At 53.8% G+C, this 22,543-nt stretch carries 24 protein-coding genes and 1 pseudogene; 7 read left to right on the plus strand and 18 right to left on the minus strand.

Translation table 11 applies throughout. From position 1 onward, the window contains the following. Positions 1–15 precede the first annotated feature (15 nt). Entirely contained in the window at positions 16–1,038 is a 1,023-nt protein-coding gene (locus RGW60_RS07015) for an ATP-binding protein (RefSeq protein WP_322203369.1), read from the plus strand. A gap of 2 nt (positions 1,039–1,040) precedes the next feature. Then, positions 1,041–1,718: a vWA domain-containing protein gene (locus RGW60_RS07020; RefSeq protein WP_407074046.1), complete on the plus strand. Its 678-nt coding sequence runs from the start codon at positions 1,041–1,043 to the stop codon at positions 1,716–1,718. A 57-nt stretch (positions 1,719–1,775) separates the two neighbouring features. Here RGW60_RS07020 and RGW60_RS07025 read toward each other — a convergent pair whose 3' ends face one another. Beyond that, positions 1,776–2,042, minus strand: coding sequence for a hypothetical protein (locus RGW60_RS07025; RefSeq protein ID WP_322203373.1), 267 nt, complete (start codon positions 2,040–2,042; stop codon positions 1,776–1,778). A gap of 347 nt (positions 2,043–2,389) precedes the next feature. Between RGW60_RS07025 and RGW60_RS07030 the strand changes: the two genes are divergently transcribed. Further along, positions 2,390–3,715, plus strand: a complete 1,326-nt coding sequence (locus tag RGW60_RS07030) for a sigma-54 dependent transcriptional regulator (protein ID WP_322203375.1) — start codon at positions 2,390–2,392, stop codon at positions 3,713–3,715. A gap of 57 nt (positions 3,716–3,772) precedes the next feature. Here the strand turns inward: RGW60_RS07030 and RGW60_RS07035 are convergent, their stop codons facing one another. The 10 genes and pseudogenes from RGW60_RS07035 to RGW60_RS23735 form a co-directional block, all read right to left on the minus strand. Next, positions 3,773–5,071 (minus strand): hypothetical protein, encoded by a 1,299-nt coding sequence (locus tag RGW60_RS07035; protein WP_322203377.1) that lies wholly within the window; start codon positions 5,069–5,071, stop codon positions 3,773–3,775. A gap of 47 nt (positions 5,072–5,118) precedes the next feature. Continuing rightward, a complete protein-coding gene (locus RGW60_RS07040; protein ID WP_322203379.1) occupies positions 5,119–5,865 on the minus strand; it encodes a hypothetical protein in 747 nt (248 codons plus the stop codon). A 49-nt stretch (positions 5,866–5,914) separates the two neighbouring features. Further along, positions 5,915–6,595 (minus strand): C39 family peptidase, encoded by a 681-nt coding sequence (locus tag RGW60_RS07045; protein WP_322203381.1) that lies wholly within the window; start codon positions 6,593–6,595, stop codon positions 5,915–5,917. A gap of 98 nt (positions 6,596–6,693) precedes the next feature. Then, the gene (locus RGW60_RS07050) at positions 6,694–7,644 is read right to left on the minus strand and encodes a heme utilization protein (protein ID WP_322203383.1); all 951 of its coding nucleotides are present in this window, start codon (positions 7,642–7,644) and stop codon (positions 6,694–6,696) included. Between the two features lie 63 nt (positions 7,645–7,707). Then, on the minus strand, positions 7,708–8,286 hold the full coding sequence (locus RGW60_RS07055) for an adhesin (RefSeq protein WP_322203385.1): 579 nt from the start codon (positions 8,284–8,286) through the stop codon (positions 7,708–7,710). Further along, positions 8,283–8,726, minus strand: coding sequence for a hypothetical protein (locus RGW60_RS07060; protein ID WP_322203387.1), 444 nt, complete (start codon positions 8,724–8,726; stop codon positions 8,283–8,285). The genes RGW60_RS07055 and RGW60_RS07060 overlap by 4 nt, the downstream gene beginning before the upstream one ends. 313 nt (positions 8,727–9,039) lie before the next feature. Next, positions 9,040–9,585 (minus strand): AAA family ATPase, encoded by a 546-nt coding sequence (locus tag RGW60_RS07065; RefSeq protein WP_322203389.1) that lies wholly within the window; start codon positions 9,583–9,585, stop codon positions 9,040–9,042. Next, entirely contained in the window at positions 9,582–10,145 is a 564-nt protein-coding gene (gene pnuC, locus RGW60_RS07070; protein ID WP_322203391.1) for a nicotinamide riboside transporter PnuC, read from the minus strand. The genes RGW60_RS07065 and pnuC overlap by 4 nt, the downstream gene beginning before the upstream one ends. Before the next feature lie 205 nt (positions 10,146–10,350). Continuing rightward, positions 10,351–11,085 carry a methyl-accepting chemotaxis protein gene (locus RGW60_RS23730; protein ID WP_407074047.1) on the minus strand — a complete coding sequence of 245 codons (735 nt, stop codon included), beginning with the start codon at positions 11,083–11,085 and terminating at the stop codon, positions 10,351–10,353. A gap of 126 nt (positions 11,086–11,211) precedes the next feature. After that, positions 11,212–12,000, minus strand: a pseudogene (locus tag RGW60_RS23735) (cache domain-containing protein); the annotation flags it as partial. 245 nt (positions 12,001–12,245) lie between these two features. Between RGW60_RS23735 and RGW60_RS07080 the strand changes: the two are divergent. Then, positions 12,246–13,076, plus strand: a complete 831-nt coding sequence (locus RGW60_RS07080) for an undecaprenyl-diphosphate phosphatase (protein WP_322203395.1) — start codon at positions 12,246–12,248, stop codon at positions 13,074–13,076. Positions 13,077–13,088: 12 nt separating this feature from the next. Next, positions 13,089–13,511, plus strand: coding sequence for a DUF1294 domain-containing protein (locus RGW60_RS07085; protein ID WP_322203397.1), 423 nt, complete (start codon positions 13,089–13,091; stop codon positions 13,509–13,511). Here the strand turns inward: RGW60_RS07085 and RGW60_RS07090 are convergent. Both RGW60_RS07090 and RGW60_RS07095 read right to left on the minus strand, forming a co-directional pair. Then, a complete protein-coding gene (locus RGW60_RS07090) occupies positions 13,505–13,855 on the minus strand; it encodes an MmcQ/YjbR family DNA-binding protein (RefSeq protein WP_322203399.1) in 351 nt (116 codons plus the stop codon). The genes RGW60_RS07085 and RGW60_RS07090 overlap by 7 nt on opposite strands. Beyond that, positions 13,855–14,793 (minus strand): LysR substrate-binding domain-containing protein, encoded by a 939-nt coding sequence (locus tag RGW60_RS07095; RefSeq protein WP_322203401.1) that lies wholly within the window; start codon positions 14,791–14,793, stop codon positions 13,855–13,857. The genes RGW60_RS07090 and RGW60_RS07095 overlap by 1 nt, the downstream gene beginning before the upstream one ends. Positions 14,794–14,921: 128 nt before the next feature. Here RGW60_RS07095 and RGW60_RS07100 point away from each other — a divergent pair, with 128 nt between their 5' ends. Together RGW60_RS07100 and RGW60_RS07105 are read left to right on the plus strand one after the other, a co-directional pair. Further along, on the plus strand, positions 14,922–15,533 hold the full coding sequence (locus RGW60_RS07100) for an FMN-dependent NADH-azoreductase (protein ID WP_322203403.1): 612 nt from the start codon (positions 14,922–14,924) through the stop codon (positions 15,531–15,533). 364 nt (positions 15,534–15,897) lie between these two features. Further along, the gene (locus RGW60_RS07105) at positions 15,898–16,932 is read left to right on the plus strand and encodes a dienelactone hydrolase (protein WP_322203405.1); all 1,035 of its coding nucleotides are present in this window, start codon (positions 15,898–15,900) and stop codon (positions 16,930–16,932) included. A gap of 182 nt (positions 16,933–17,114) precedes the next feature. Here RGW60_RS07105 and RGW60_RS07110 read toward each other — a convergent pair whose 3' ends face one another. Genes RGW60_RS07110 through glgX form a run of 5 tightly spaced genes read right to left on the minus strand, consistent with a single transcriptional unit; the run spans position 17,115 to position 22,390 of the window. Next, a complete protein-coding gene (locus RGW60_RS07110; protein WP_322203407.1) occupies positions 17,115–17,771 on the minus strand; it encodes a glycosyltransferase family A protein in 657 nt (218 codons plus the stop codon). Further along, a complete protein-coding gene (locus RGW60_RS07115; protein ID WP_322203409.1) occupies positions 17,768–18,367 on the minus strand; it encodes a class I SAM-dependent methyltransferase in 600 nt (199 codons plus the stop codon). Before RGW60_RS07115 ends, RGW60_RS07110 begins: the two co-directional genes overlap by 4 nt. Further along, a complete protein-coding gene (locus RGW60_RS07120; protein ID WP_322203411.1) occupies positions 18,364–19,122 on the minus strand; it encodes a PIG-L family deacetylase in 759 nt (252 codons plus the stop codon). Before RGW60_RS07120 ends, RGW60_RS07115 begins: the two co-directional genes overlap by 4 nt. Next, complete coding sequence (locus RGW60_RS07125; RefSeq protein WP_322203414.1) at positions 19,119–20,195, minus strand: acyl-CoA dehydrogenase family protein; 1,077 nt, start codon at positions 20,193–20,195, stop codon at positions 19,119–19,121. The genes RGW60_RS07120 and RGW60_RS07125 overlap by 4 nt, the downstream gene beginning before the upstream one ends. Then, positions 20,192–22,390: a glycogen debranching protein GlgX gene (glgX, locus tag RGW60_RS07130; protein ID WP_322203416.1), complete on the minus strand. Its 2,199-nt coding sequence runs from the start codon at positions 22,388–22,390 to the stop codon at positions 20,192–20,194. The genes RGW60_RS07125 and glgX overlap by 4 nt, the downstream gene beginning before the upstream one ends. Between the last annotated feature and the right edge of the window lie 153 nt (positions 22,391–22,543).

The following is a 22,543-nucleotide window of genomic DNA, read 5'->3' on the forward strand; positions in this document are numbered from 1 at the left end:
TTTTGAGAGTTGCACATGAGCGATATCCCGCATTTTCCCTTGGCCGCAGTGGTTGGCGCCGACGAACTCAAGTTAGCCCTGTGCCTCACGGCCATTGACCCGAAGATCGGCGGTGTGCTGATCGAAGGCCCTCGCGGCATGGCCAAGTCAACCCTCGCCCGCGGGTTGGCCGATTTGCTGGCCAGCGGACAGTTCGTCACGTTACCGCTGGGTGCGACGGAGGAACGATTGGTCGGCACATTGGACCTGGACGCGGCACTGAGTGAAGGTCGGGCGCAGTTTTCACCAGGGGTACTGGCCAAGGCGGACGGCGGGGTGTTGTACGTCGACGAAGTCAATCTGCTGCCTGACCCGCTGGTTGACCTGCTGCTGGACGTCGCGGCGAGTGGCGTTAACGTCGTGGAGCGGGACGGGATCTCCCACCGTCATTCGGCGCGGTTCGTGTTGATCGGCACTATGAACCCGGAAGAAGGCGAATTACGCCCACAATTACTGGATCGCTTTGGCTTGAACGTGGCACTCAGTGGGCACACTGCACCGGCTGAGCGCGGGCAGATTATTCGTCGTCGACTGGATTTCGATAACGATCCTCTGGCCTTTTGTGCTGCGTGGTCGATCCAGCAAGAAGCGCTGAAACAGCAGTGCGAGCAGGCGCGGGCGCTGCTGCCGACTATTGCGCTGGATGACCTTTCCTTGGCAAAAATTACTGAGCGGTGTTTCGAGGCGGGTGTCGATGGTTTGCGGGCCGACCTGGTCTGGTTGAGGTCAGCACGAGCCCACGCGGCGTGGCGTGGCGCATGGAAAATTGCCGACGAAGATATCGATGCGGTAGCGGAATTTGCTCTGCGTCACCGCCGTCGTAACCCACCACTATCGCCACCGCCGAGCGAGGCCGCTGTGCCGCCCATTGCGGGCCAGTCTCCCAATGAGCAGCCTGACGATGCGGCTGATGGGCAGGGCAATTGGGGCGCGTTACCTGCGCAAGCCGTTCCAATTGGCCAGCGCCGCGACATACCGAGCTGGCCAAAAAAGTCCTAGGCATCCGCCCTCGATTACACGCGGGGGCGGATGCCACCCCCCGGCCCGGCAGGCTTCATGGCGGCAACCGAGGCGCTGCGCGGAAGGGCGCCGACGGCGCAGTTCGATGGGTGTCTACACTGTTACGGGGTCGCCCGCGCACCCGAAAAGACCTGATTCGCATGCCGCGTAGCAGTGAGCCTCAGGAGTTATGGCTGGTGATCGTCGACGCCTCGGCTTCGACTCGCCGTCATCATTCGCTGAGTCGTGCCAAAGGCTTACTAAGCCAACTGTTTGATGACGCTTACAGACGTCGCGTGCGCTTGGCGTTGTTGACCGCTAGTGGTCACTCTCCCAGCTGGAAGCATCAAGGTCTTAAAGCCTGCGCCAGTTTGAACCCTTGGCTTGACCAGTTGGGGGCCGGTGGCGGAACGCCGCTCTTTGCTGCGCTGCAATTGGCTATTCACTGGCTGGCCATACGGGAACAACAACGCCCCAACGAGCAACAGCGGGTTCTAATGCTGACCGATGGCCGTGTAAAAGATATGCCAATAATGGCCAAACTCCAATGCCCTAGTGTGTTGATTGATATTGAGTCCGGGCCAATACGCTTGGGAAGGGCGATGCAATTAGCATCCGTTTTAGGCGCGGATTACTGCCATATTGATGCATTCTCGATAAACAGCGAACTCGCGCTGTAATCGTCAATGGCCTCTCCCTCTCGCCAACTTGTTGGCGAGGCGTGGACCTGAAGCGCATCAAATAGGCATCGTCCACGGTTTCAAGCTGTATCCACCTTGACTGATTTCTGCTCGCACCTGTTCCAGCAGGTGTTCCAGTTGTGCAGGGTCGCAATAAGCGCTGCTGGGAATTCGCTTTCGGCCAATGCTGTTATTCGTGCGATCAATGACCGTCAAATTAAGTTCGCCGTTGCCATCTTGCGGGGCCCAAGCAACGCATTGAAAAGGCTCGAATGCATGACCCGCGATCAAAAGTGCTTCATTAAAGCGCAGTGGGGTGTTCATGGGGTATTCCTCTGTGTGCCGCATAAGTTCTAGCGCTGTTGGTAGGCTTACCGTTCAGCTGGTTCCTTTACTGATGACCACAGGGTCGTGTTAAGTCACAACGGCCTGTTAAAAACCTAATAACTCTGTGTTTCACCGGTAAGCGCCTGAAGCAGTAGATCTGCGGGCGGTGCGCGATATAAAACAGACCGCCTATTGGCACTGCAGTCCTTAACCGTTAGTTGTTTTTCGTAGTCATATATAGCCAATCGGTATATGTAAGCGTCAATGTTTTGCTAATGTTACAACCGGCCTAGCCAACTTACTGTTTATAAAAGAGTTATAAAATTTGGCGTCAAGGAATCTCTATGCATGAATCGGCTCCACTGCGTCGCCTGTTGGTTGTTGATCCCTGCGACGACTGTCATCGATTGATCCCAGCACTACGGGATGCTGGTTGGGGTGTAGACAGCAGCACTTTGGAATTGGCGGTCGACCGTACCTGTGATCTGGGTTTGCTTCGGCTTCTGCCTTATCACGTTGAACACCCCGAGGCGGTTAAGGATTTAATCACCCGCAGTCATACCGAGTGGATCGCCGTGGTCAGTCCTGAAGACCTACGTCGACAACAGTTTGGTGATTTTGTCTGTGAGTGGTTTTTTGATTTTCATACCCTGCCGTTTGACGTTTCTAGAGTCTTGGTAACCCTTGGGCGTGCTTACGGCATGGCACGTTTGCGTGGCCAAGGAGCGGTTCAAGTTCGGGAGCTGGAACATGAGCTTTTGGGGGAAAGCCGGCCCATTCGTGAATTGCGTAAGTTACTGGGCAAACTGGCGCCCACTGAATCGCCAGTATTGATCCGTGGAGAAAGTGGCACCGGCAAGGAGTTGGTGGCGCGTACTTTGCACCAAAAGTCCCACCGAAAAGGTAAGCCTTTTGTGGCTATCAATTGCGGGGCAATTCCTGAACACCTTATTCAGTCCGAGTTGTTCGGTCACGAAAAAGGTGCATTCACCGGGGCCCACCAACGCAAGATAGGACGTATAGAAGCAGCCAATGGAGGTACGTTGTTTCTCGATGAGATTGGTGACTTGCCGTTGGAGTTACAAGCCAACCTGTTGCGATTCCTTCAGGAAAAACATATTGAACGGGTGGGCGGCCGCGAACCTATTCCAGTTGACGTCCGCGTGTTGGCAGCGACCCATGTCGACCTTGAAGCGGCCATTGCTCTAGGCCGATTTCGCGAGGATTTGTACTACCGGTTGAACGTCCTGCAAGTAAGCACTGCACCGTTGCGTGAACGCCACGGCGATCTAGCGATGCTAGCCAATCATTTTGCACATTTCTATAGTCAGGAAACGGGACGTCGCCCTCGTAATTTCAGTCAAGACGCACTGGTGTCCATGGGTAAACATGCCTGGCCGGGTAACGTTCGGGAATTGGCAAATCGAGTCCGACGTGGTCTGGTATTAGCGGAAGGGCGGCAAATCGAAGCAGTGGATTTGGGGTTGGTGGGGCAGCATGAAGTAATTAGCACCATGGGCACGCTAGACGATTATAAGTCGCGGGCCGAGCGCCAAGCACTGTGTGACGTGCTGACTCGGCATAGCGATAACCTCAGCGTGGCCGCTAAAGTATTGGGGGTGTCGAGGCCGACGTTTTATCGGTTGCTGCATAAACATCAAATTCGCTGAAGGCGCTAGGTTAGTCATTAAACCCGCGATGTTCGCGGGCTTTTAATGTAAGCCTTCTCAGAAGTAATAAGGGAGTTTAACGCTAAAGGTAAAATCCGGTGCATCGGCCGTCAGTCCGATCGAGAGATTAGGAACAATGGTCAGTTTATCCGATACCGCCAAGGTCATGCCAACGTTGAAATACCCAGCATTGGCGTCGCTGTTACTAATGGTTTGCCAGCCTGCACCCTCTTGATTGACCTTACTTTTCATAGCGATCAAGTCAGATACCGAGAACGACATGCTCATTTTTTCGTTCAAGGCGAACGCGATACCGGCGCCGATCTGGAAGGTATCGCCAAGTTTCACTCTGCCCGGCACTTTGATGCCTTCGGTAGGGCTGATATCGCTGAACGAATCCTGCATGTTGTAAGTGTAAGCGATGCTGCCAAACAGTACCGCCGGGTCGATGGTTTTAACCAGCGAGAGGCCCGGCGTCACCGACCATACGCCATTACCGGTCGGCAGACTTTCAGGTGTAGAAAGATTATCGTTTTGGCTGGAGCGTTGTAGTTTGATGCCATAAGGGTTTTTGCCTGTCGGTGCTTTGATGCGGAAGGTAAAGATCGCATCGGGCCGGTTGGCAGTTTCATCAAGAAATTTATAAGCGACCCCAAAGTTGATATCTCCTACCGTCGGGTCGCGCTTGACGTCGACCTCGGAAATCCCGGTGCTGGAGTTGCCTGCCCCCGCCGAAGAGTAGGCGGTGTCTCGATAAATAACGGGTACGTTCAGGTCGAATTGCCAACGTTGGTCAAAGTTATAGCGCCCGGTCAAATCCAGTGTCCAGTTATCGGCCTTGACGTGGTCGACACCGATACTGCCGAGAAATATTGAATCAAGCGCCAGAAAGCCATTGAGGATTAGCTGGTGAGTGTCGTAGTGAGTATAGGTAAGGCCGGTCTCCAAACTGAAAGTGCCGCCTCCAAAAAATCCGCTGGCCTCGTTATACAAGTTGGTCACGCTCTGCGCTGGCTCGGAATCATCTTTTAGCGATTGGCCGTAAGAGCTGCTGGAGGTTGATGAACCCGAAGCATGGCCGCCGATGCTGGCGGAGGACGCGGTGCTGCCGTTGACAGAACTGGCGGGTGAACGTACCAGCCTTTTGGGTTGAGGGATCGCCGGTTGGTCCTCAACCTGGCGCACGCGTTGTTCAAGCACCATTAACGATTTTTGCTGAACATCGTAACGTTGTTTCAGTTCTAGAAGTTCCTGTTTCAGTGTCTCGACATCTGCGTCGCTTGCCGCCTGAACAAAGGCCGTTGGCAACAACGCACTTAAACAAATAACCGCGTGAAACGAGAACGATCGGTGCATAATTTTCTTGCCTTCCGTTATTGTATTTTTTATAGGCACAGCGTAGTTCAATAACCGAGGGACCGAAGCCCCTTTAACTGCTCCAGGCTATTATTTAACGAACCCGCGGAAGGGAGTTCGTTTCTTAGCACAATATTGAGTTGTGTCAAGTTTTGAACTTGGTTGCCAGAGCCAATCAGGTTGACCGCCTGTGACACTCCGCCGGCCGCAATGCGCTGTAAGGCGTCTCCTTGATTATTACTGCCTTGAATGGCTAATTGCACGCCGCCATTGACTGCTGATACCGACAACGCCCCTGCGCCATTGGCGGTGCTGATGGTTGCGCCGCTGTTCAAAAGTTGGCCCTGATTGGTTACAGTCGGGGGAACTTGTCCGTTTTGCTGAATGCTTATATCGACATTATTGCTGGAATTGTTGCTGTCACCGGCCGTGCGAGTGCTTTGTGCTACGCCCTGAATCGTGTTCAAGCCAGCACCACCGGTGATAGAACCAGTGCCATTAATCGGCGTAGCCCCGTTACCCTTTTGATTAACAAGCGATACATAAAATTGTGGTTTAATAATGTTTTGTTGAACGTCCAATGTCGTTTTTGCTCCCAAGACTTCACCGGCAGCATTTTGCCACGTGCTGGTCATAGTCAATCCGAAATAAACGATACGGTCGGGCATGACATAACGACCGCGAAGTTGAGCCAATTCCTGATCTTTGAGTTCAATTGGTTGAAATGATGTAGAAGCGTGCGTGGAAAAACTAACGGCCAGGCCAGCAGCAGCTAACCACTGATAACTGTTCATGTGCGGCTCCGTGTGCCCTTGTTATTATTAGGTAATTACTAAATAACCCTTAGAAAAAATCGCTTTTCATAAAGCCGAATTCCAACAACTCAGCATCTCGGACAGGTTTGAAGGCATCCACTCCACCCTTGGCAGTAACGGGCAGCGGCGGGTCCAATAGGGCATTGCTCTTGTCATACCCTGGGCCAATAACAGCAAAAATGATGCCGTTCCAACCTTTTGCGAAGTCTTCACGCGTATAACGTTTATGACCCAATACCGGATCACCGATGTACACCCAGTCCTTCTGTGCTTTTTGCATCACTACAAAATGCTTGTAACCGCGAATATCCATCAGCACTACCACTGGAATAGTGAGGCGGTCCAGGTTGTCTGCTGGGATGCGATAGCCTCTGGCGCGCATTCCGATGCTTTCTACGTAGCGTTTCATGTCGAGCATGGAAAAACCCTGAGTGCGAACCATGCTCGGATCTGCGGTGACGAGCATCCCCTCGATCAATTGATTTTCCGTGACATCCAGCCAGTAGGCTTGGCGCAATACAGTGGCCAGTGCGGCAGCGCCACAGCTGAAGTCAGTTTTCTGTTCTACTAAATCGCTGAACCGGCGCTCGCGAATACTTTGAATATGCTTATATACCAAGTTCGAACCTGGTAACCCTGGCACCGCCATTTGGCCAGCCTGAGTCAGCCCTGCGAGTAACAACAAGCAGAAAAGAGCTGTACTGCGCATGGTTAAACCCTCTGCGATTACGGCGACATCAGATCACTAATCTTCAAGTTTGACTTGAAGAAAGGGGCTCTCTAGGAGAACCCCATTTACCATTTGCTTTACATGCAGGCTTTGCAGCCAGCCGCAATGGACAGCGAGTTGCTTTGTTGGTTGCCAATGCCCGCAGATACGTTAGCGCCGACGTTGCCGGAGACGTTGTTCAACGAATTGCTCAATGATGCGCTGTTGGTTACAGGGTTTGCCCAACCGCTTGGAGTCAATACCTGATAAGTCGCAACGCCGCTCAGCTCAACGGTCCCACTTTCGGTGAAGGACAGCTTGTCTTTATTGCTGCGTTCGCTACCCCAGCCACGGTTTTCGTTATTCGCCACGGTGCCTTCGCCTGTGCCCTTATAAGAACCTTTAACATCGACAGTATCTTTAAGAGTTACTTTGTCGTAGGTCTGAGTAGCGTAGTTGCCGACGGAGGAGCCGCTGGACGTCTGGTTGGCGGAGGCTGATGCGGAGGCGACACGACCGCCAGACACGGCAATAGCCAAGTTGTTTTTCTGTTGGTTGAAGTCGCCAGAAGCCACGTTTACCCCTACGTTGCCTGAGCTGCCATTGGCCGAGTTGCTGAGCGAGGCGTTGTTGCGTGAAGAGTAGTTACCCACTGTGTTATTGGTATTGGTTTGGGTCGCACTGGTGGCCGATATAGCGCTGCCGAAAATGAAGCTTTCGTCAGCGGTGGCGATGGCTGCAGCATTGTCCTGTTGGTTCGCGTCGCCGCCCGCGACGTTGATTCCCAAGTTGCCATTGGCATTAGAGCCAGAACCTTCGACAGTCGCGTTGTTTTGCGTGCCTTGGTTGAGAATCTTGTTGTTATGGCTGCTTTGTGAATCCATGACAGTGGCTGCGGAACCGGCATTGATTAAAAGGCTCAGCAGAGGGCTGGAATCATCATTGTTCCCGCGATGGTCGTTGCTGCCATGTTCAGCCGCTTGAGCGGCTACAGCCATGATTGCGGCGAGTGCCAAGACCAAAGGCTTGATTGCAATTGTAGGTTTCATGGTGTTTCTCCATTCTTATTAGGTAGGTAAGTGTTGGAACATTTGTTGCTGTCTACCGCCGGGTCAGTTCGATACCCGGACGCTTAGGGTGTTCACCGATTGGTTTCCCACCCCAGCGCTCTGATTCAACTGAACAACTCCACGACTACCGGTGAAGGCCTGATCGCTAGTAGCGACCTGGCGGTTGCCGGGAGAATGTTCGGGTGAACCGGACCCTTGCAACAGCGCCACGTTTTGCTGTGACAGAGCGCTGTCGTCGATGCTTTGCGGCTGAACACTGACGCTCAGGCGCACAGCGTTAATTTGTTGGTTGTTGGCGCCTGATGACTGGTTTACGCCAAGAATTCCGTCGCCGTTGCTGAAGGCATTGCCTTCGATGGTCGATCGCGCGTCCCGTGCGGGGTCGGCACGAGTGCTGAGTTGCTGACGATATTGGCCGCTTGTCCGCGCTTGGGTGCCAATAGCGATAACGCGTCCATTGACTTGTTGCGTTTGATCGCCTGCGGCTTGGTTAACTGAGAAGTTACCCTGATAACTCTGCCCACTACTGTTGAGCAGGGCTTGATCTAATACCGAACTGGTTGAGTCGGCGTGCGCTACGCAGGAACAGAGCATTGCCACCAGCAATACCGAGCGGCTCACTTCATATCTCCTGTCATCATTCGCAGCGGTGCCAGGCCTTGTTGAACGGCGCTGGTTACTTGTCCGGCGACTCCATTGGTGCTTGCGCCCGAATGGCCCGAGCTTAACCCTGGCAACCCGCGGTCAATCGCGTTGATGCCGCGCAAACTGCCGCCCTGCATCAATACATGGCTGATCGTTGCACCACTGCTGACGCTAGCAAAATCACGGTCAGACAATTCGGAGCTGCGAACGGCCCCAAGAATTTGACCCGACGGGTTGGAATTGACAGTGGTGGGATGTGGATCGGGGCGCATTAATGGGCTAGTCGCCACGTGCGGTTGAACCGTACGTTCAAGAACAATTACACCATCACCCGCAAACGCTGGTAAGTGTATGAACATACTGCCGGCGCAACTGAACGTTAGCAGGCTAAACAATCCTTTTTTGAAACGCCCCATGACACTCCTCCTTTTTAGATGCGCTGGCCCTAATCAGCGATGCAGGAAAGAGAGCAGGAGATGTGCCACTTCAAAAATCTTATATAAAATCAATATATTGCGAACGAACGCAGGTATATTTAATTGAGGTCGTAACTTATTTGATACACATCCAATTGGATAGACCCGAGTTTGTGCCGCGTTGTACCCCCAATGAGTGCAGCAATTGGAGTGTGTCATTTATGTAACACATGAAGGCGTTTTGATGGCGATGTGTCTAATGCAGCGGCTGGAACGCTTCAGCTGTATCAAAAACGGACAGTAGTCTGATTTTTTAGCAATCAGAGCGTGTTTGTACCTTCGTTAAAAGTTGGTTGACGGTAATGGATGCTTGTTTCTCTCTGGAGTTCCAATCGCCGCCGATTACTTGGTACGGTCGTGAATGGGTCTTCAGCCACTGCTGACCAGCATTGAAAAATGCTTGGCGATCGCTTAAGTAAAGCTGGCAGCGTTGGCCGTCACCGACCCATCCGACACCTTCTGGAGCCAGCAATAGGTGCAGGTCGTAGTGCCGATTCAATAATTGCAGCTCGAGCCAAGCTGGACATTTGCCAAATAGTGTTTGGCTCCACAGTATGTTGCTCAACAGGTGGGTATCGAGAATCAACAATTCCGGCATTTCAGCTCGTGCGGCATCTTCCCAGGCCAGTTGACCTTGGGCGATAGCGTTAATGTCTTCATAACAGGTGTCGCGCGAATGTTTTTCAATGAAATGGCGCACGTATTCGCCGACCAACAGGCCACCGAAACGCGCTTGAATACGGGAAGCCAACTCACTTTTACCGCTGGACTCAGGACCGGCCAACACCAGTACTTTCATCGTAAAAGCACCAGATCGTTGCGCCATTCGCGCCAGCCCTCAACAGCAATCAAGGTAAACAGCGCGTACAGACCGGCAGTGAGGTAAAGGTCTTTGTAGATGAACAGTCCGACAAAAATGACATCCAGCAGAATCCATAACGGCCAGCACTGCACACGCTTTTGCGCCATCCACACTTGAGCAACCAGGCTGAATCCCGTCAACGTTGCATCCAGCCAAGGTTGAGCGGCATCGGTGAAGTGCGCCATGACGGTGCCCAAGGCTAGGCTGACTAACGCGCCCATAGCCAAACTCATCAGCAGTGAGCTCATATCCAGATAACTGACCTGCCGCGCCGGGTGTGCCGGGTTGCGACGTGTCCATTGCCACCAACCGTACACTTGCAACAGGGCGTACACCACTTGCAGCAGCATGTCGGAATACAGCTTCACGTCGAAAAATACCCACGTATACATCAGCACCATGACCAGGCCTATGGGCCAACACCAGCGGTTCTGTTTCACCGTCAGCCACACAGCAGTGACGCCCAGTGCGGCAGCGAATAGTTCAAGCCCGGACATGACAACTCCTTGCACTGCGGGGAAAAATCCGCGTGGGATTGTAAGCGGGTTAAGAATGGCGGGGAAGTTGGGGTGTATGAGAAAGGGGCGTTTTAGATATCGGACTTGTTGGCGAGGTTTTCTCCGCGGGTGCGCCAGGTGAGTGGCTCGCCAACAAGTGGTTTTCTACAGCGGATCGGGTTTTGCCTTTGGATTAGCTGCAAGCCTATACCCGAAACTGCCCCAACAACGTGTTCAACCGATCACTCAGCGTACGCAGTTGCACGCTGGCGGTGCTGGAGTGTTCTGCGGCGTAGGCAGCATCTTGTGACAGGCTTGCCGCGTGGGTGACGTTTTGATTGATGTCTTCGACCACATGCGCCTGCTCCAAGGTGGCGCTGGCAATCGAGGCATTCAAACCGTTGAGGTTGCGCAAGGCTTGGGTGATTAAGGTCAGGCTTGCACCGGCTTGATTGGCTTGGTCTATAGTCAATTGCGACGCGTGGCTGCTGTCGCCGATTACTTTGACTGCCGCATTGGAATGGCCCTGAAGACGTTCAATCATTGTCTGGATTTCAGCCGTTGATTTTTGTGTGCGTTGTGCCAACAGGCGGACTTCATCCGCCACCACTGCAAAGCCGCGACCTTGCTCTCCAGCCCGGGCTGCTTCAATAGCCGCGTTTAACGCCAGCAAGTTGGTTTGATCAGCGATGGAGCGAATGACCTCCAGCACGCTGCCAATCTGCGTGCTTTCAGCCGCCAGGGTCTGGATGACGGCTACTGCCTGGGTAATGGTATTGGACAACAGATCGATCTGTCGCAAGCTGCTGTCGATGTTGACCTGACCTTGTTTGGCCTGATTTTCCGCATCGCGCATTTCACTGGCCGCCTGCTCGGCGTTCTTGGCGACGTCTTGAACGCCGTAAGTCACTTCATTGATGGCGGTCGCCACAAGTTCCATTTGCTGCGATTGTTGTTGGCTATGGACCTGCGCTTGGGTGGCGCTACTTCCCAGCTCGGTTGACGCCAACCCGAGCGCCGCCGCCGCGTCCAGCAGTTGCTCCACGACCAGCTTCAACTTGGTGGTGAACGCGTTGAAATGAGTCGCAAGTTGCGTCACCTCGTCTCGTCCATGGGTATCCAGGCTTAAAGTCAAGTCACTTTCGCCGCTAGAGATATTAGCCATAGCATCAACGGCGTCCTGTAATGGCCGCACGATACTTCTGGAAATCATTACCACCAGCAACGCCATAAGCAACGCAATGCTGAATCCTGCAAAAGATGCTTTCCAGACCTGCGCATAAAATTCTTCCTGCAGGTCGTTGATGTAAACCCCCGAACCGACTACCCAGCCCCACGGTTCGAATAATTGAACGAAGGAAGTCTTTTCTACCGCAGTGCTAGCGCCCGGTTTGGGCCAGCGGTAATTCAGCGCGCCCGAGCCTTTAGTTTTTGCGATAGCGACCATTTCATTGAAGATAAATATGCCATCGGCGTCTTTGATCGCTGACAGGTCTTGGCCTTCGAGTTTTTGGTTGGCCGGATGCATGATCATCACAGGGCGCAAATCGTTTATCCAGAAGTACTCGTTCTGGTTGTAGCGAAGCCCGCGTACAATTGCCTGCGCTTGTTGTTGCGCTTGATCGCGACTGAGTTTGCCCGCGACTTCCTGATCATGAAAGTAAGTCAGGATGCCGCTGACGGTTTCTACAAGATGGTGGGTTTTTTCGGCTTTTCCGGCGTACAGGTCAGCGTGAATTTGCTTGAGCATCAATACGCCAAGCATAAACAGCATAACTGCCGAGACCACTAGAATCAGCCAAAGACGGCGGCTGATCGACATACTGCGCAAACTGTTCATGAGGTTCCACTCCATAACGTTTTATTCTTTTTTTACTGTCATGCAACCGCATAGAGCAGGCACCACACTGTTCACTGTACAACGTTAATAACGTGTGTCTGTCAGCATTTCGGCGCGTTATGCATAAACATGAGGGTCTCACACCTTTTTCACGTATCAATGGCCACACTGTCACCCCGATAGATATCGGACGTCGCGAACGCACTTCAATTAGACATACTAATAAGGCATGCCGAGAGCAGCGCCTCATGGGGGGAATGATGGATCTTTGGACCGCCGCACAAGCGACGATACTTGGGGTTGTTGAAGGGTTGACGGAGTTTTTGCCGATTTCCAGCACGGGACATCAGATCATCGTCGCTGATTTGATTGGCTTCGGCGGCGAACGGGCAATGGCGTTTAATATCATCATCCAGCTCGGGGCAATTCTGGCGGTGGTTTGGGAGTTTCGGCGCAAGATTTTCGACGTTATCGTCGGGCTGCCCAAACAGCGCGAAGCTCAGCGTTTTACGTTGAACCTGATCATTGCTGTTTTACCAGCGGTGGTTTTGGGGATCATGTTTGCCGACTTGATTCACCAATACCTGTTCAACCCAATCACAGTCGCCACCGCGTTAGTAATCGGTGGGGTAGTCATGTTGTGGGCTGAGCGTCGCCAGCATGTGGTACATGCCGAAACGGTGGAAGAGATGACCTGGGGCGACGCCTTGAAGGTCGGTTGCGCGCAGTGCCTTGCGATGATACCCGGCACCTCGCGTTCGGGTGCAACGATTATCAGCGGTTTGTTGTTCGGTCTGTCACGCAAGACCGCAACCGAATTTTCGTTCTTCTTAGCCATGCCGACAATGGTCGGTGCCGCCATTTATTCGGGCTTTAAATATCGCCATCTGTTCCAGCCGGACGACTTTCCAGTCATTGCGATTGGTTTTGTAGTGTCGTTCATTTTTGCCATGATCGCGGTACGCGCGCTGTTGAAGTTCATCTCCAGCCACAGCTATGCAGCATTTGCCTGGTATCGCATTGTCTTTGGCTTGCTGATTCTTGCCACCTGGAAGTTCGGGTGGATCGACTGGTCGTCGGTAACGGCGTAAGAGACCTGACCAATGGACCAGAGCGCTCACTCTCGTGTGAGGAAACAGACTGTGCAGCATCTTCGGCTCAAGCTGTTTCTTCTGTTGGGGCTGTGGGCGTTGCCGGTTTTCGGCGCATTGTCGATGCTGATCGGCCATGTCTCAGCGGTTCCGGCATTGTTATATAGCGTAATGAGCGTGCTCACCTTCTTTCTTTACTGGCGAGATAAGTTCCAGGCGCAAAATGCGCAGTGGCGCATGCCGGAGAAAGTCCTGCACGGTGCCGAACTGTTGGGTGGTTGGCCGGGAGGTTTAATCGCGCAGCAAATTTTTCGACATAAAACGCGGAAACTGTCTTACCAAATCATCTTTTGGCTCATCGTTTTATTGCATCAGCTGTTTTGGTTTGATCGTTTGCTGCTAGGCGGGCGTTTTCTAGCGCGGCATCTTTACTGATCGAGCCTTAACCCAATCTGACGAATCTTTGGCAACTTACTTACTACCTGCTGATGCGAGCGGGTGAGTAATTCACATAGCTCATTGTCGCTGAGCGGGTAAGGCGGGGCGATGCTGACCCAAAAAGCTCGAGCCAAATAAGGCGCCGGACGGATGCCAGCGCGGTCGACATAGCCAAGAAATAGCTCAGGCCCAATCTTGAACGACAAACCCATTCCTGCCAAATCAAGCACGGCAAACATTTTGTTTTGCACCACTGAAAATACTCGGGTACCCCCCCATTTGTAATCTTCTCTGGCGCCCGGAAGCGTCAGGCAAAACTGTGCAACCTGTTCTGGGGTCATCATGGGATCCTTGCTAATTGCCGTTGAAAGCAGCCGTGATCCCCTGTGTCGTGGGTAAAGGCTGCACTGATGTGATCAATCCAAGCACGCACCGCCGGCAGTGTACCGCGTCGTTGGGTATAGGCCGCTTGCAGATGGCCACCGGGCAATGACCAGTCGGGTAGCAGTTGTACCAGGCGCCCATCGGCCAGTTCTTCACGACAGTTCATCAGGGGCAGCATGCTAAAACCCAAGCCTCTTAACGCGGCGGTTTTTCGGATGGGGAAGTCGTCAATGGCCAGCCGTGCGTCCATGGACATCTCGCAACGCGTACCGTTGCGGTGAACCAATTGATAATGAACCTTGCGATCCGCCTCGATGGCGCCCAATACCGGGAGGCTGGCCAGGTCTTGGGGCGTGCTAATGATCCGGTCGAGCAGCAACACGGGCGCCGCAACCAGTACGGCCATTGTTGGAGCCAAGTTCCGCACAATCAGGCTTGGGTCTTCGTCCCCGATATCTCGCACCCGTAACGCGACGTCGATGCCTTCGTTAACCAAGTCCACTCGGCGGTTGACCAGCAGCATTTCCAGCTGAACCTGGGGAAAGTTGGCGACAAAATCACTGACCACATTAGACAGTTCCCAATGGATCAACCCGACCGGACAGGACACTCTAAGCCGACCCCGAGGTTCGGCCGACAGCGAAGCCACGGCTTCATCTGCCATGTCCGCCTCAAGCAGCATGGCCTGGCAATGTTGAAGGTAACGCTCGCCCACGGCGGTCAGCGCCAATTTACGCGTGGTGCGTTGCAGTAAGCTGGCATTGAGCCGGGTTTCCAACTCAGCAATTCGCCGTGACAGGCGAGACTTGGGAATCCCCAATACACGTCCGGCCGCAGCGAAACCGCCTGCTTCTACCACTTTTGCGAAGTAATACAGATCGTTAAGATCCTGCATGGGAAAACCTGACTGTTCTATGTGTGGGACGAACTATCGCATTTATGCTGACTAATCAGCTATTAGTTTGCACTGTAGGATGATCCGTACTTGATTGCCCTTGCGGCAATTCCTACTTGGAGAGCTTCATGAAACTTCTGCATCTCGATTCCAGCATTCTTGGCGATCACTCTGCCTCCCGTCAGCTCAGCAGCAGCGTTGTTCAGGCATGGAAAGCGGTCGAGACCGGCGGCCAAGTGACTTACCGTGACTTGGCTCAAAGCCCGCTGGACCATTTCTCAGCTGCCACGCTCGCCGCAGGTGGCACGCCTAGTGAGGCACGCAGCCCGGCGCAACAGGCCGAAGTCGATACCAATGAAGCGATTCTGCAAGAGTTTCTATTGGCAGACTTGGTGGTGATTGGCGCGCCGATGTATAACTTCACCTTGCCGACTCAACTGAAAGCCTGGATCGACCGTATCTCCGTAACCGGTCGAACCTTTGCCTACGATGAGAATGGTCCAAAAGGCCTATGCGCCGGCAAAAAAATCATTATCGTCTCCACCTCTGGCGGGCTGCATGTTGGCCAACCGTCTAGCGTTGGTCACGAAGACTATCTTAGGCTCCTGTTTGGCTTTCTCGGCATCACCGATATCCAATTCGTCTTCGCTCACGGTTTAGCCTACGGTGATGAACCTCGCGCCAACGCGATGATTGCCGCACAAAAGCAGATCAGTGAAACGTTGTTTGCCGCTGCTTAAGCGTTTCATTACCTGACAACACTGTTGTTATCAAACTCCGTAGCCCCGCATTGTCATGCCAGGGCTATGGAGTTTTTTCGTTTAGCGTCATTTATCGCTCTTTTTACGACCGATCATCAATCTTGACGGAGAACTGACAGGTAACCCAATGTCGTTAGCAGTAATATTGATGCATCAACGCTGACGCTAAAAATGCTTGGTGACTTTAAACAGATATTTGAGGGCTTGGCCCGGCTTATGCACTGTTCGTCGGGTAGCTACTCTTATTTCATCAGCGCTGTCAGCGTTAGATGGTGCAGAGCGCGGAAACTCGCAGTGAGCTGCACACCTAAATTATATGGATCTACAAAGGTGGGGCCTGACGATGGTACGTCTTTGTGCGGTGTTAGTGATTTGCTTGTTCACAAGCCTGATTTCGGTGCAAGTCGAAGCAGCGGGACGCTGGAGTGCGGGCTATCATCGCCTGACCTTCCTTGATCCCCTAGATCTTCAGCCTATGCACGCGATTGCCTTTTATCCGTCCATCGGCGAAAAAAAGACCAGCCGGGTCGATGGGTACTTGATAGAGGCCAGTGAAGACGCTGACATTGCAATGGGTCGATTCCCATTACTAATGCTGTCTCACGGGAATACGGGGACGCCACTGGCCCTGCATGATCTTGCTACCTCCCTTGCCCGAAAAGGTTTTGTTGTAGTTGCAGTGATCCATCCCGGGGATAACTACCTTGATCACAGCCGGTTGGGCAGTCTTAGCAATCTCTATGGGCGACCGTTGCAGATTTCAGAAGCAATCAGCGCTGCGCTTGCCGATCCAATGTTGTCGCCTTACGTCGATGCTCAGCAAGTGGGCGTGATTGGTTATTCAGCCGGTGGCGAGACTGCATTAATTTTGGCCGGGGCTCAGCCTGATCTCCAGCGCCTGCGCAAATATTGCGTGGAGCGCCCTGAAGACAAAGATGCGTGCAAGACTCAAGGCGAATTACTTGCCGACCGGGACGACCTTCGGCCAGAAGCCGATCCAAGGGTGGGTGCTTTAATGTTGATGGCACCCCTGACTTTGATGTTCGGCCGCCACGCGCTGGCGGATGTGCATGTGCCGGTTTTGATGTACAGCGGCGACGGCGACCAGTTGCTAGCACTGGACAAAAACGCCCAAGCACTGGCGCGCAAGCTACCCCAGGCACCGGAGTTCAAATTGTTGCCAGGCGCTGGGCACTTTGTGTTTCTTGCACCCTGCTCTGACGAACAGCAAGCGACCCAGGCGATTTTGTGTACCGATGCCGAGGGCGTAAACAGGGTAGACATTCATCGCAATTTGACTGCCGACGCTGCGCGATTTTTTAGTGAAACCATAGGTCAGTCGAGCCGGTCAGGAATGCAGACGGCGCATCAAGAATAGACGGCAAACGTTCGTTTAACGTGGTTGATGCCGGGAGGACAGATTTCCCGGGCAGCCAACTATTAGACGCTATTGAGTTTGTAACGAGTCGGCTACCGACCAAGGCGGGGAGGCGGACACAGCGTAATTGTGGACTTGGCGAATGAGTTTTATCTCGAAGAGAATCTAGTTTTCACTTCGGTTCAAGCATTTACCAGCGATCTCAGATAATCCCCAAACCCACCCGCGGCGCGACAATCAAGTCGGGTGCTGGTCGTTACTCTGGGGCCGCAACTCCACGCGATTCGCGCGCCGCATAACTCTAGTTGTTGAACAAGTGTTACGTCTTCATGGCAGGCCAAGGGCGGAAATCCTCCGGCACGGACGTAAGCAGTCGCGCTAACGCCAAGGTTGGCTCCATGGATATGACGATGCCCGTCGCCATTTTGATATGCCTGCAAGTAGCGAGTTTGTACTTCAAGCGGAATCTCTGCGTGCCATTGACCGGGTATTACTGTGCCGCATACCGCATCGGCTTCTAGCGCTAACTGCTGCACCAACCAATCTTCGGCGACAGTGCTGTCGGCATCGGTGCAGGCGATCCAGCGCACTCCTTGCTCTAGCAACACTCTGGCGCCGGCAGCGCGGGCCAAACCAACGTTACGCACGGTCAACTCCAAGGTTAATACTCCGAGGCCCTGCGCGATATTCGCCGAACTGTCGGTACAACTGTCTAGCACTACCAGCACCAACACTGCTTCGCTATTCAGCGCTGGGTGCTGAGCGGCTATTAGGACGGTCTGAAGGCACAAGCTCAATAGCTGCTCTTCGTTATGAACGGGAATCAGTATTCCGATCATCGCAACCCCTCCCTTTGAGCCACAGACATCGGATCTCTGCTCCAGAGGTCCAGCAAAAAATCCTCCTCCTGATGGGCAAATAATCGGCGCATTGAGAGTCGCTCTCGCAGGCGCTTATGGACTTGGTCTGCGGTTTGCGGACAGCCCTCAATGGTCGAGCGCCAATGGCAGGCGAGTATCTCGCCGTTTGATGCCAACGAGGCGAGAGCTCGGTCGATCCATTGGTCCAGATCAAGCGGGTCTAGGTAGTAACCCAATTCACTGAAAACGATCAGATCAAAGGTTTCGTCGGGCCAATCATTCGGTAAACGGGCGTGAAGCACCCTAACGTGATCAAACCCTCGTAGTCGCTGCTTGGCGAGATCGACTGCAATTTTAGACGTGTCGCAGCACAGCAACCGATCACCACGAAGCGCTAACTCCGCGCTTAGCTCTCCGTTGGCGCAGCCCGGTTCGAAAATTGCGGTGTAATGGTCACGTGTCAGAGCCGCTAAAGTCAGGGCTCTTTTACGTCGTTCATACCATCGCTGTTTAAACGCCCAAGGGTCGTCGCAGTGTTCAAAAAGCTGCTGGAAGTAATGGTCGCCGACGCTCATAGGAACACCACTTCAAACGGTTGCAGCAGTCGCTCTAGTACATGGGCGGTCAGCACCGGTGGCAGGCCTATTTCGGGATCACCTTGCAGCTGGCTGGCAAAGGCGTGGGCCGCATAACGTTTGCGTGCGATGGTCATGGGATCAAGCAGAATTTTTCGCGCGCGTGGCCAAGGAATCACTGGATCTTCGGGCTGCGCCCAATGCCATGCCCATATAGGCACCTGATGACACTGCGCACCCACGTTTTCGGCGGCACGCAGGGTCGCTCTTCCGGCGGCATCGTGGTCGCTATGACCGTCATGATCCCAAGTAACGAAAACGACGTCGGTGGCGCGCAGGTAGCGTTCTATGAATCCGCACAGACCATGTTCATCTTGGGCGACGGCACTGTCTCGGAAACCGCCACGAATCCATTGCAAACGATGCAAAGGCAAGTCAAGACGGCGCAACGCTTCTGCGGATTCCTGGGGCCGAATAACTGCCAGCCTTTCGATCGGCCATGTGCTCGAGCCCGGATGGCTGGCGCTGCCGTCAGTCACCGAAATTAGCTGCATGGCCCGACCCAGCTGTGCCAGCTGTTGCATTAGGCCGCCGAAGCCCAGCACCTCATCATCGGGGTGAGGTGCCACAATCACCGCCCGAGAACCAACGGGTACGAGTAGTTCAGCGCTCATGACGGGAAGTTGCGCCAAGCTTTTGGAGTGATTCCAGGTTTGTAGCGACGTGCCCTCGCCAACTATCAAATTTACGCTCATAGCCCCCACATCCTTGTCGGCTGACGGCCAACGTCTGGCTCACTGTCGAGTGAGTGGTTGGTAAATGAATTACTGGTGAGTTGCCCAAGCGCGGCGAGGTCTCGTTCGGCATGGCTTTGGCGCAGAAAAACAGGCAAATCAGCGCTCAGACGTGCGAAGTGCGAATCCTTGCAATAGGGTCCGGCGCCCAATGCTCGGCCGACGTGCTGGATCACGAGTTCGACAGAGGCTTCAACCACCGCTCGACTGCGCCGCGCTATGTGCTCGGCATTGATAGTCGGTTGATCATCAATGTATTGAGCGCTGCTGCGCAATACGCTTGCTGCGCTGTGCAACGCGGTATCGACCGCCCCTAAATGCGCCAGCGCATGGGGTTCTCCGTGTTTGTTAGCCTGCACTAACAAGCGGCTTGCGAGGGAATTAGCCGCCCCATACCAGCAGGCGGCAATACCGATTCCGCCATGCCAAAACCCGAACCGCGACAGGTATTGTTCTGGGAAGCCGACTTGATAGCCCTGCGCCCGTTCAAAGTGCACTTCCACGCTCCCAGTGGCGGCCATGCCCACCGCACGCCATCCCTGCGTGGTGACCCTAACGCCAGGTTGATTTAGGGAAACCGCCACCAATTGCTGCTGATTTTCATCGTCCCACGCGGTTACTAATGCGTGACTGAGGACGGCCGCGCCTGAGCACCAAGCCTTGCGGCCATCTAAACGAACAGCTTGTGCATCGCCGTTTTTAGTCACGCCACCATCTATGCTGATAGAAACTCTGGCATGGGGCGGTTCAGCTGCCCACATACCCCAGGTGCTGCCGACTGGGGGAGGCGGGGCGACCAATTCGGCCATGATCGCTAGTGCGTCGGTGTGCCCTTCATACAACTTGCACAGTCCCAAATCATGACCGGCTATACAAGCTAAGCCCCGCCAGCGGGCGAGGGTCTGACCATTGGCGGGTAGGGGAAGCTGATCAAGCCCCTCATATACAAGTGCTTGCAAGCATTCGCCCAGCGCTTTCGTATCGGCATAACCGTGCTTGCGCCAACCCAGAAATTCGCCGAGCGCCTGACTCATGCCTGTTCTTCGTGATGCAGTTCGAACAGCAGCAGGGATCGCGGTGTGACGGCGTATTGCGTTTCAAAAGGCAGCTGATCATTACCTCGGATATCCGGCTCGTTGGTATCGACCAAACGGGTCCAATAAACGCCTTCCGGAACTTCGGGCAACGTGAAGCTGACCACCTCGTGGTGTGAATTAACTACTAACATCAACGTTGCGTCTGCACCGGGGCGTCGGATCCCGGTTACTTGCGCACGGCCATCCATCAACATGCCCAAGCAGCGGCCATTAGTGTCTTCCCACTGCTCAATGGTCATTTCACTGCCGGTTGGCGCGAGCCACGTCACGTCCTTGACACCGATTTCTTCGTTGTAGTCGCCCACCAGAAAACGCCCACGTCGCAGGATCGGATAGCTTTGGCGCAGCTTGATCAAACGGCGGACAAATTTAAGTAACGATTTGCCGTCTTCGTCCAGGTTCCAATTGACCCAGCCAATCTCGCTGTCTTGGCAGTAGGCGTTGTTATTGCCGTGTTGAGTGCGGGCAAATTCATCACCTGCTACCACCATGGGTGTGCCTTGCGCGAACAGCAGCGTGGCGAAAAAATTGCGCATCTGCCGTAAACGCAGGGCATTTATTTCAGGGTCATCCGAGGGGCCCTCTACACCATGGTTCCAAGAGAGGTTGTTGTTGCTGCCGTCTTGGTTGTTTTCATCATTATCTTCGTTGTGCTTGTCGTTGTAGGACACCAGGTCGTGCAACGTAAATCCGTCATGGGCGGTTATGAAGTTGACCGAGGCAAAAGTACTGCGCCCTCGTTGATTGAACATCTGCCCAGATGCGGTCATGCGCGCAGCAAAGTCCGACAATTGAGCTTCGTCGCCTTTCCAAAAGGCGCGCACTGTGTCCCGAAACTTGTCGTTCCATTCCATCCAGCCCGGTGGAAATCCGCCGACCTGATAGCCGCCAGGGCCGCAATCCCAGGGTTCGGCAATCATTTTCATTTGGCGCAGCACCGGGTCTTGACGGCAGGCCACCAAGAAGCTGTGGCGTTCGTCAAACCCGTCGTGATAACGGCCAAGAATGGTAGCGAGGTCGAAACGAAAACCGTCGACGTGCATTTCTGTGGCCCAATAGCGCAGCGAGTCTGTGACCATCTGCAATACGCATGGATGGCTGAGGTCCAGCGTGTTTCCAGTGCCGGAGTCGTTAATATAGAAACGCTTGTCGTCCGGCATTAGGCGGTAATACGAGGCGTTATCAATCCCGCGCATGGACAACGTCGGGCCTAGCTCATTGCCCTCGGCGGTGTGGTTGTAAACCACGTCAAGTATCACCTCCAGACCCGCATCGTGAAGGTGCGCAATCATCTCCTTGAACTCGGCGATCTTACCGTGAGCAAGGTAGCGGGGGTCCGGGGCAAAAAAGGCGATGCTGTTATAGCCCCAGTAGTTGGTCATGCCTTTTTGCAACAAATGCTGGTCATTGACAAACGCATGGATCGGTAGCAATTCGACCGAGGTGACTCCCAGCTTACGGATGTGCTCGATGACCTCGTCGTTCCTTAATCCGGAGAAGGTGCCACGCAGGTCTTCAGGGACAGCCGGATGCCGCATGGTGAAACCGCGCACATGAGTTTCATAAATGATGGTTTTATCCCACGGCACATTGACTCGTTGATCGCGGCCCCATGTATAGGCGGGGTCAATGACTTTGCTTTTAGGGACAAAAGGCGCGCTATCGCGCTCATCGAAACTTAAGTCACCGTCTTCATGGCCAATGGTATAGCCGAACAAGGCCTCAGACCATTTGAGCTGGCCGACCAGTTGTTTCGCATAGGGATCGATCAGCAATTTGTTGTGATTGAAACGATGGCCTTTTTGCGGATCGTAAGGACCGTACACCCGATAGCCGTAGATCAAGCCCGGGTGGGCATCGGGCAAGTAGCCATGAAAAATCTCATCGGTGTATTCAGGCAACTCAATACGTTCCAACTCCACTTCACCACTGGAGTCGAACAGGCAAAGCTCAACTTTGGTGGCGTGGGCGGAGAACAGCGCGAAGTTGACGCCCAGGCCGTCCCAATTGGCACCCAGCGGAAAGGGAAGCCCCTCACGGATTCGTGAAGTTACTTGCTCACTACTGTCTTTTGATGAAGGTGTTTGTTCCTCACCCAGATCCTTTGATGCTTTAGTGTGTGACGTACTCATAAACATTCCCTGCGGTTTGATGCTTTCTGGTACGCGGCCGAAGTCTTCACCGCGGGCGTCAGAAGCCCTAATGTGGGTGGTTAGTTCAATCGGAACTGCCGCAGGTATCGGAGGTTAAACCCATCCCTACGGCCTTACACTTCGCGAGATTAT

The sequence above is a fragment of the Pseudomonas sp. AB6 genome, from assembly GCF_034314105.1.
Taxonomy (GTDB): domain Bacteria; phylum Pseudomonadota; class Gammaproteobacteria; order Pseudomonadales; family Pseudomonadaceae; genus Aquipseudomonas.

Excerpts from the sequence above, each read along its gene's own strand:
- RGW60_RS07080 (WP_322203395.1), top strand. The coding sequence starts at position 12,246 with ATGGATCTTTGGACCGCCGCACAAGCGACGATACTTGGGGTTGTTGAA.
- RGW60_RS23730 (WP_407074047.1), bottom strand. The coding sequence starts at position 11,085 with ATGGAACTTGTGGCGACCGCCATCAATGAAGTGACTTACGGCGTTCAA.
- RGW60_RS07090 (WP_322203399.1), bottom strand. The coding sequence starts at position 13,855 with ATGACCCCAGAACAGGTTGCACAGTTTTGCCTGACGCTTCCGGGCGCC.
- RGW60_RS07030 (WP_322203375.1), top strand. The coding sequence starts at position 2,390 with ATGCATGAATCGGCTCCACTGCGTCGCCTGTTGGTTGTTGATCCCTGC.
- RGW60_RS07040 (WP_322203379.1), bottom strand. The coding sequence starts at position 5,865 with ATGAACAGTTATCAGTGGTTAGCTGCTGCTGGCCTGGCCGTTAGTTTT.
- RGW60_RS07050 (WP_322203383.1), bottom strand. The coding sequence starts at position 7,644 with ATGAAACCTACAATTGCAATCAAGCCTTTGGTCTTGGCACTCGCCGCA.
- RGW60_RS07085 (WP_322203397.1), top strand. The coding sequence starts at position 13,089 with ATGGACCAGAGCGCTCACTCTCGTGTGAGGAAACAGACTGTGCAGCAT.
- RGW60_RS07100 (WP_322203403.1), top strand. The coding sequence starts at position 14,922 with ATGAAACTTCTGCATCTCGATTCCAGCATTCTTGGCGATCACTCTGCC.
- RGW60_RS07035 (WP_322203377.1), bottom strand. The coding sequence starts at position 5,071 with ATGCACCGATCGTTCTCGTTTCACGCGGTTATTTGTTTAAGTGCGTTG.
- RGW60_RS07095 (WP_322203401.1), bottom strand. The coding sequence starts at position 14,793 with ATGCAGGATCTTAACGATCTGTATTACTTCGCAAAAGTGGTAGAAGCA.
- glgX (WP_322203416.1), bottom strand. The coding sequence starts at position 22,390 with ATGAGTACGTCACACACTAAAGCATCAAAGGATCTGGGTGAGGAACAA.
- RGW60_RS07025 (WP_322203373.1), bottom strand. The coding sequence starts at position 2,042 with ATGAACACCCCACTGCGCTTTAATGAAGCACTTTTGATCGCGGGTCAT.
- pnuC (WP_322203391.1), bottom strand. The coding sequence starts at position 10,145 with ATGTCCGGGCTTGAACTATTCGCTGCCGCACTGGGCGTCACTGCTGTG.
- RGW60_RS07115 (WP_322203409.1), bottom strand. The coding sequence starts at position 18,367 with ATGAGCGTCGGCGACCATTACTTCCAGCAGCTTTTTGAACACTGCGAC.
- RGW60_RS07065 (WP_322203389.1), bottom strand. The coding sequence starts at position 9,585 with ATGAAAGTACTGGTGTTGGCCGGTCCTGAGTCCAGCGGTAAAAGTGAG.
- RGW60_RS07125 (WP_322203414.1), bottom strand. The coding sequence starts at position 20,195 with ATGAGTCAGGCGCTCGGCGAATTTCTGGGTTGGCGCAAGCACGGTTAT.
- RGW60_RS07105 (WP_322203405.1), top strand. The coding sequence starts at position 15,898 with ATGGTACGTCTTTGTGCGGTGTTAGTGATTTGCTTGTTCACAAGCCTG.
- RGW60_RS07060 (WP_322203387.1), bottom strand. The coding sequence starts at position 8,726 with ATGGGGCGTTTCAAAAAAGGATTGTTTAGCCTGCTAACGTTCAGTTGC.
- RGW60_RS07015 (WP_322203369.1), top strand. The coding sequence starts at position 16 with ATGAGCGATATCCCGCATTTTCCCTTGGCCGCAGTGGTTGGCGCCGAC.
- RGW60_RS07110 (WP_322203407.1), bottom strand. The coding sequence starts at position 17,771 with ATGATCGGAATACTGATTCCCGTTCATAACGAAGAGCAGCTATTGAGC.
- RGW60_RS07120 (WP_322203411.1), bottom strand. The coding sequence starts at position 19,122 with ATGAGCGTAAATTTGATAGTTGGCGAGGGCACGTCGCTACAAACCTGG.
- RGW60_RS07045 (WP_322203381.1), bottom strand. The coding sequence starts at position 6,595 with ATGCGCAGTACAGCTCTTTTCTGCTTGTTGTTACTCGCAGGGCTGACT.